This window comes from Streptomyces sp. NPDC101152, from assembly GCF_044768275.1.
GTDB lineage: Bacteria > Actinomycetota > Actinomycetes > Streptomycetales > Streptomycetaceae > Streptomyces.
Map to the genome: position 1 here is coordinate 25,245 of NZ_JBIWPO010000065.1, position 7,411 is coordinate 32,655.

7 protein-coding genes and 1 rRNA gene are annotated in these 7,411 nt (G+C 67.8%); all 8 read right to left on the reverse strand.

The features are described from left to right. Positions 1-76: 76 nt before the first annotated feature. A complete protein-coding gene (locus ACIRVK_RS40895) occupies positions 77-814 on the reverse strand; it encodes a MerR family transcriptional regulator (RefSeq protein WP_404256462.1) in 738 nt (245 codons plus the stop codon). Between the two features lie 20 nt (positions 815-834). Then, positions 835-1,611 (reverse strand): FHA domain-containing protein, encoded by a 777-nt coding sequence (locus ACIRVK_RS40900; protein WP_404256464.1) that lies wholly within the window; start codon positions 1,609-1,611, stop codon positions 835-837. 190 nt (positions 1,612-1,801) lie between these two features. Continuing rightward, positions 1,802-2,638: a DUF881 domain-containing protein gene (locus ACIRVK_RS40905; protein ID WP_404256466.1), complete on the reverse strand. Its 837-nt coding sequence runs from the start codon at positions 2,636-2,638 to the stop codon at positions 1,802-1,804. 5 nt (positions 2,639-2,643) lie between these two features. Further along, positions 2,644-2,976, reverse strand: coding sequence for a small basic family protein (locus tag ACIRVK_RS40910; RefSeq protein ID WP_003988855.1), 333 nt, complete (start codon positions 2,974-2,976; stop codon positions 2,644-2,646). Further along, a complete protein-coding gene (locus ACIRVK_RS40915) occupies positions 2,973-3,878 on the reverse strand; it encodes a DUF881 domain-containing protein (protein WP_404256468.1) in 906 nt (301 codons plus the stop codon). The genes ACIRVK_RS40910 and ACIRVK_RS40915 overlap by 4 nt, the downstream gene beginning before the upstream one ends. A 108-nt stretch (positions 3,879-3,986) precedes the next feature. Then, entirely contained in the window at positions 3,987-6,482 is a 2,496-nt protein-coding gene (locus ACIRVK_RS40920; protein WP_404256470.1) for a sugar phosphate nucleotidyltransferase, read from the reverse strand. A 115-nt stretch (positions 6,483-6,597) separates the two neighbouring features. After that, the gene (locus ACIRVK_RS40925) at positions 6,598-7,206 is read right to left on the reverse strand and encodes a CDP-alcohol phosphatidyltransferase family protein (RefSeq protein WP_404256472.1); all 609 of its coding nucleotides are present in this window, start codon (positions 7,204-7,206) and stop codon (positions 6,598-6,600) included. A 110-nt stretch (positions 7,207-7,316) separates the two neighbouring features. Continuing rightward, positions 7,317-7,411: ribosomal RNA gene (gene rrf, locus ACIRVK_RS40930) — 5S ribosomal RNA — on the reverse strand; the annotation flags it as partial.

Here is a 7,411-nt window from a genome sequence, read left to right on the forward strand (position 1 = left end):
CTAGGACCTGCCCGGGACGTTTGGGTAGTCGGGCAGGGAACGGGGGGCCGATCCGGCCGTCGCCGACGCGTTCCGTTCAGGGCAGGCGCACACCCAGCGCGGTCTGCACGAGCGCCGCGTGCAGCCTCACCGTGAGGCTCGCCAGCTCCTTCGTACGGGCTTCCGCGTGGGCCCTGGTCTGCGGATTGCGGTGCCGCTTCAGCGGGGCCACCACCTGGTCCACGAGCCCGGCCTCGCGGTCGGCGGCGGCCTTCATCGCCCGCAAGTGCCGTGGCTCGATCCCGAACCGTCCCAGTTCGAGGACCAGCGACGCCACGGTGACCGCCTCCGCGTCGTAGGCCCCGTCGGGCAGCGGGGCGAGCAGCCCGTACGACTCCCACTCCGCGAGCTCCTGCTCACCGATCCCGACGGCGGCCAGCAGCTCGGCCCGGCCGATCCGGGCCGCCGTGGGCCCTTCCAGAGGCTCCAGGACGGTCTCCCCGTCCCGCTGGCGGCCCACCGCGGGCAGCGGCAGGGCCTCGCCGCGCTCCATGGCGTCCAGGTGCTCACGGATCACCTTGAGCGGAAGATAGTGGTCACGCTGCATCCTCAGGACGTGACCGAGCCGCTCCACGTCGCCGGGGGTGAACTTGCGGTACCCCGAGGGAGTCCGCTGCGGCTCGACGAGCCCCTCGGACTCCAGGAAGCGGATCTTGGAGATGGTGACTTCGGGGAACTCGTCGCGCAGCACGCTCAGCACCGTGCCGATGCTCATCAGCCCACTGTCCGTGGCGGCGGCCCCGGGGCCGGAACCGCCGCTCGGTGTCTGAAGCATGGACCTTCTCCGGGGGAGGGTCAGTAGCCCCGCTGGCTGGCGTAGAAGACCAGCCGGTACTTGCCGATCTGCACCTCGTCGCCGTTGTTCAGGGCGACCTGGTCGATCCGCTCGCGGTTGACGTACGTGCCGTTGAGGCTGCCGACATCGGCCACGGTGAACGAGCCGTCCGCGCCGCGCCGGAACTCCACATGGCGGCGCGAGACCGTCACGTCGTCCAGGAAGATGTCGCTCTGCGGGTGGCGCCCGGCCGTCGTCAGGTCGCTGTCCAGCAGGAAGCGGCTGCCCGAGTTCGGGCCGCGGCGCACCACCAGGAGCGCCGAGCCCAGGGGCAGCGCGTCCACCGCCGCCTGCGCCTCCGGCGAGAGGGCCGGCAGCTGCGTCTGGCCGGTGACCTCGGCGTCGTAGGCCTCGATGCCGGAGATGGAGATCGTGGACGTCGTCTCCGACGGACGCTCGGGGGTGGCCCCGGGCCGCAGCGGAGCGCCGCAGTTGGAGCAGAAGCGGCTGTTCTCCGCGTTGCGGTTACCGCACCTCGTACACACCAGGGCCGACATAGGGGAAAACCCTCCACCCGCAGTTGAGGTTGACGGTTGCCCGAAACCTATGCCGCCGGACTGCGCAGGGTCAACTGACGGCGCGCCCTGACCTCCGGAAATGTCACCGCCCGGACCAGCGACCTGGTCCCGGAACAGGGGGCGGCGGCCCTCCTCGTCGGGCTGCGCGCGATGGCGCGCCGTGGCATTGTCGCTGCCCTCTCGCGCGCTCTTGCCGAACAACTTCGCAAACAACTTCACGGGCGATTCCCCTTGACTGAAACAGACCCGCCCGTGGGGCAGGACGCACCCTGACTCAATACGCCGGCCGACCCGGACATCCTCACAACGTCCGTATCCACCAAACAGTTTCCACCACGCACCACCCGTTCGGTGCGCCGACCCCCCGCAACCTCATGCCCCTGCCGGACGTCCCCCATGCACCGCCGGTTCACTGGGAGGACGACCGAGCGTAGTCAGGCTGCTTCGCCGCTCGCAAGGCGTCCACGACGATCTTGTTCGACCGCTCGACAGTGACGGTGGCCTGCTCCTTCTCCAGAGTCTGCACCACGCCCCCCGGGATGTTGAGCGCCGGCTCGAGGTCCGCCGGCTTGCCGATGACCTTGAAACGATAAGGCGCGTTGATCTTGTTCCCGTCGACGCTCACGCTCTTGCCCGCATCCGTCAGGTAGGTGCCGGCCACGACGCGTACGCCGTTCACCTGGATCGCCTCCGCCCCCGCCGCGCGCAGCTCCTGGACCGCGTCGAGCAGGCTGTCCGCCTGGACGGCTCCCTTGCCGTCCTGGATGGTCATGGTGATACCAGGCCCCTGTGCGGCCACCGTGCCCGCCAGGATGCCGAGTTGCTTCTCCTTCTCGACGGTCTGCTTCCGCGCCTCCTCCGCCTGGTTCGAGCTGTTCTCCAGCTGTTGGCGCTGTTTCTCCAACCCCTGCTTCTCGTCGTCAAGACGCTGGGTACGGCTGTCCAGTTCATCGAGGATGCGTACGAGGTCTTCCTGGCGGGCGCCGCGCAGGGCACTGTCGCTGTCGCTGTTGGACGCCACCTGGACCGCCAGACCGAAGCCGAGGCCGAACAGCAGCACCGCGACGATCAGTTGAGCGCGGCTGACACGCGGCGGCCACAGTCCCATGACCAGCCGCTGCCGCCCGGTCAGTGCGGGCTTCTCCGCGGGGGCGTCGTCCGCGCCCTCGGGTGCCGCGCCGAGCGGCACCTCCTCGGGAAGTTCCTTGCGGAGCCCGTTCTCGGGCTGTTCTTCCTTGTCGCTCATCGGTCTCACGCCCGGAAGACGTGCCGGCGGATCGCCGCGGCGTTCGAGAAGATGCGGATCCCGAGGACCACGACGACACCGGTGGACAACTGGGCGCCCACGCCCAGCTTGTCGCCCAGGAACACGATCAGTGCGGCCACGACCACGTTCGACAGGAACGAGACCACGAAGACCTTGTCGTCGAAGATACCGTCGAGCATGGCCCGCAGGCCGCCGAAGACGGCGTCGAGCGCCGCGACGACGGCGATCGGCAGATACGGCTCGACGACCGCCGGAACCTCAGGCCGGACCAACAGTCCGGCCACCACTCCCACGACGAGGCCCAGTACGGCGATCACGATGTGCCCTTCTCAGTCTTCTCGGTGCTCGGCTGTGCTGTTCGTACGATCACACTCGGCGCTGCGGGCAGCCGGAGGTCGCTCTCCACGGAGATGCTGGTCCGGATGCCGTAGTTCTCCTGCAGGGCGTGCAGATACAGCCCGTCGACGCTGTCCTGGAATCTGGTGCTCAGCTGCTTGCCGTCCCCCAAGGCCAGCACCGTATACGGCGGAACCAGTGGCCTGTTGTCGACCAGTATCGCGTTCCCCGCGGCCCGGATGGCGGACAGTGCCGTCAGCCGCTGACCGTTGATGGAGATGGCCTCGGCGCCCGACTCCCACAGCCCGTTGACCACCCGCTGCATGTCGCGGTCGCGGACCCGCCCGGTGTCGGAGAAGTCCGTGGTCTCACGGGGGTTGCCGTTGCCTCCGCTGGTGGCTTCCTTGGCGTCGTCCACGACCAGCCGCACGCCCGGTCCGTGGACGGCGACGGCACCCGCCAGCACCCCCACCAGCTCCGACTGGTCACTGCCGCCGCTCTTGCGCAGGGCCTCCCGCTGCCGTGCGCTCACGTCGTCGCGCAGCTTGTCGACGGAACCCTCCAGCTTGTCCGCGGCCGTGGTCTCGCGGTCGATGCGGTCGATCAGCTCCTGCCGCTCCTTGGCGACCACCGGGGCCGCCACGCGCGCCTGTGCCGCTCCGACGGTCACCACCAGAGCCGCGAGCACCAGCCCCGCGGCCAGACCGAGCCGGCCCCGGAGCGTCCTGGGCATTCCGCTCTCGCCCACGGCCTTCTTGCGGGCGGCCGCCTCGGCGTAACCCTCGTCGAGGCTGTGGTCCATGACGTTGGTGAGCAGGAACATCGACGCGTCCGGCCGCGAAGGGCGCGTGGGTGTACTCCGAACGGGGGGCTGCTGCGGCATGCCGCACATCGTCGCACGTCGCGACCAGTACCTCCGAATGGCCCCACCCGCGTGCCGGACAGGCCCCCTCGGGAACATCTGTCCGGCACGCCCGTGTGCCGCACTTTCTCAGCGGCCGGCGCTGTCCACCACTCCCGCCCACTCGTCCAGGAGGGCCTGGGCGGACGCGTCGTCCGGCCCCTCGGCCCACAGGTGAGTGACCGCTTCGGCCGGGTCGGGCAGCACCATCACCCAGCGCCCGTCGGTCTCCACCACCCGCACACCGTCCGTGGTGTCCACGAAACGGTCACCGGCGGCCTCGACCACCCTGCGCATCACCAGTCCCTTGACCGCCCAGGGAGTGGCCAGATCACGCTTGAGGACGTGCGCACGCGGGATCCGGGCGTCGATCTGACTCAGCGTGAGCTGTGTCCGCGCCACCAGTCCGATCAGCCGTACGAAGGCGGCCGTGCCGTCGAAGACGCTGCTGAACTCCGGGACGATGAAGCCGCCCTTGCCGTCACCACCGAAGATGGTCGTGTCGTCCCGTCCGACCCGGGTCAGGTCGTCGGGCGAGGTCGTCGTCCACTCAACCTGCGTGCCGTGGTAGGCCGCCACCTGCTCGGCGATCCGCGTCGTGGTCACCGGGAGCGCCACGCGGCCGCTGCGGCGCTCGGCGGCCACCAGATCGAGCATGACCAGCAGCGCACGGTCGTCTTCGACGATCCGGCCCTTCTCGTCCACCAGCGACAGCCGTTCCCCGACGGGGTCGAAGCGCACCCCGAAGGCGGCCCGGGACGACGCCACGATCTCTCCCAGCCGCACCAGTCCCGAGCGCCGCACATCGGCGGACTCGGTGGGCCGCGACTCGTCCAGGCCCGGGTTGATGGTCAGCGAGTCGACACCGAGCTTTCCGAGCAGGCTGGGCAGAACCAGCCCCGCACTGCCGTTCGACGCGTCCACGACGACCTTCAGACCGGACTCGGAAATCCCGGTCGTGTCCACGTTCCGCAGCAACGAACCGGTGTACGAGTCGAACACGCTGGCCGGGAAGTGCAGGTCACCGATCTCCCCGGGGAACGCACGCCGGTACTCCTGGCGCGCGAACACCCGGTCCAGCTTCCGCTGGCTGCCCTGGGAGAGATCGGCGCCCTGCCCGTCGAAGAACATGATGTCCACCGAGTCCGGGACCCCGGGCGTCGTCCGGATCATGATCCCGCCGGAACTGCCTCGCGCGGTCTGCTGCCGCGCCACGGGCAGCGGTACGTTCTCCAGGTCCCGTACCTCGATCGCGCTGGCCTGCAGGGCGGAGATCACGGCCCGCTTGAGGGCCCGGGCGCCCCGGGAGTGGTCGCGGGCCGTGGTGACGGTGGAGCCCTTCTTGAGGGTCGTCGCGTAGGCGCCGGCTAGGCGGACGGCGAGCTCGGGGGTGATCTCCACGTTCAGGATGCCGGAGACACCGCGCGCACCGAAAAGATGCGCCTGCCCGCGGGACTCCCAGATCACCGAGGTGTTGACGAAGGCACCGGCCTCGATGGTCTTGAACGGATACACCCGCACGTTGCCCTGCACGATCGATTCTTCACCGATCAGGCATTCGTCACCGATGACAGCGCCGTCCTCGATCCGGGCGGCCCGCATGATGTCGGTGTTCTTTCCGACGACGCAGCCCCGCAGATTGCTGTGCTGCCCGACATACACGTTGTCGTGCACGACGGCCTTGTGCAGAAAGGCCCCGCTCTTGACGACGACGTTGGAACCCACCACCGTGTGTTCCCGGATTTCGGCGCCGGCCTCGACCTTGGCATAGTCACCGATGTAGAGCGGTCCCCGCAGTACGGCATCGGGATGGACCTCGGCGCCTTCGGCCACCCACACACCCGGGGAGATCTCGAAGCCGTCGATCTCGACGTCGACCTTGCCCTCCAGGACGTCGGCCTGCGCCTTCACATAGCTCTCGTGCGTACCGACGTCCTCCCAGTAGCCCTCCGCGACATAGCCGTAGATCGGCTTGCCCTCCTTCATCAACTGCGGGAAGACGTCGCCGGACCAGTCGACAGGCACATCGGGCTCGACATAGTCGAAGACCTCGGGCTCCATGACGTAGATACCGGTGTTCACGGTGTCGGAGAAGACCTGCCCCCAGGTCGGCTTCTCGAGGAAGCGCTCGACCTTGCCCTCGTCGTCGACGATCGTGATACCGAATTCCAGCGGGTTCGGTACCCGGGTCAGACACACGGTGACGAGCGCACCCTTTTCCTTGTGGAAATTGATGAGCTCAGTGAGGTCGAAGTCGGTCAGCGCATCGCCGGAGATGACGAGGAAGGCATCGTCCTTCAACGCGTCTTCGGCGTTCTTGACGCTTCCGGCGGTACCGAGTGGCTTCTCCTCGTTGGCATAGGAAAGTTCCATACCGAGCTCTTCGCCGTCACCGAAGTAGTTCTTGACCAAGGAGGCCAGGAACTGGACAGTTACGACGGTCTCGTTCAGCCCATGCCTTTTGAGCAGCCTGAGCACATGCTCCATGATCGGCCGGTTGGCCACCGGCAGGAGCGGCTTGGGCATGCTCGAGGTCATGGGGCGAAGGCGCGTGCCTTCGCCTCCGGCCATCACGACGGCCTTCATGTCGGAAGCGTCCTCCTCAAAGAGACGACGGTCTAGCCGACTTCACCCGTCCAGATTGTCCCGCACTTTTCCGCCGGGGGCCATCGAGCCGCTGCGGCTGCAGGAATCGGCGAGTTCAATCGGCCATGGCGTCCGCACGGATGAGTCGGCGGACCTGTACCACGTAGAGCACTCCTGCCCACCAGTACAGGGTTGTACCCCATCCTGCGAACGCCCATCCGAAAATAGCAGCGAGTGACGGGATCCATCCAGATCCGTCACTGAGCAGGAGCAGCGGGAAGGCGTACATCAGGTTGAAGGTGGCGGCCTTGCCCAGGAAGTTCACCTGCGGCGGCGGATAGCCGTGGCGCCTGAGGACGCCCACCATCACCAGCAGGACCAGCTCTCGCGCCACAAGTAGAGCGGTCAACCAGATCGGGAGAATCTCGCGCCAGGTGAGACCGACCAGTGTAGAGAGAATGTAGAGCCGGTCCGCGGCGGGATCGAGGAGCCGGCCCAGACTGCTGATCTGGTTCCAGCGCCGCGCGAGCTTGCCGTCCAGGTAGTCGCTGATCCCGCTCAGAGCCAGTACCAGCAGTGCCCACCCGTCACTCTTCGGGCCCCCGAACTCAGGCCTCAGAATCAGCCACAGGAAGATCGGCACTCCGACTAGGCGCGCCATGCTGAGGATGTTGGGGATGGTGAGGACCCGGTCCGTCTGGACGCGGGTCTCCTGGACCTCCACCCGGGGGCCTCCTGTGGGAAACGAACCAACGATGCCCCCTGACCTTACCTCAACGCAAAAAAGCTCCGGCTCCTGGGCTTGAGTGCCCAGGAGCCGGAGCTCTAAAAGGAGTTCGGCGGCGTCCTACTCTCCCACAGGGTCCCCCCTGCAGTACCATCGGCGCTGTAAGGCTTAGCTTCCGGGTTCGAAATGTAACCGGGCGTTT

What these genes read in the sequence shown, in the direction of transcription:
- ACIRVK_RS40920 (WP_404256470.1), bottom strand. Translation starts at nt 6,482, where the DNA reads ATGAAGGCCGTCGTGATGGCCGGAGGCGAAGGCACGCGCCTTCGCCCC.
- ACIRVK_RS40895 (WP_404256462.1), bottom strand. Translation starts at nt 814, where the DNA reads ATGCTTCAGACACCGAGCGGCGGTTCCGGCCCCGGGGCCGCCGCCACG.
- ACIRVK_RS40915 (WP_404256468.1), bottom strand. Translation starts at nt 3,878, where the DNA reads ATGCCGCAGCAGCCCCCCGTTCGGAGTACACCCACGCGCCCTTCGCGG.
- ACIRVK_RS40905 (WP_404256466.1), bottom strand. Translation starts at nt 2,638, where the DNA reads ATGAGCGACAAGGAAGAACAGCCCGAGAACGGGCTCCGCAAGGAACTT.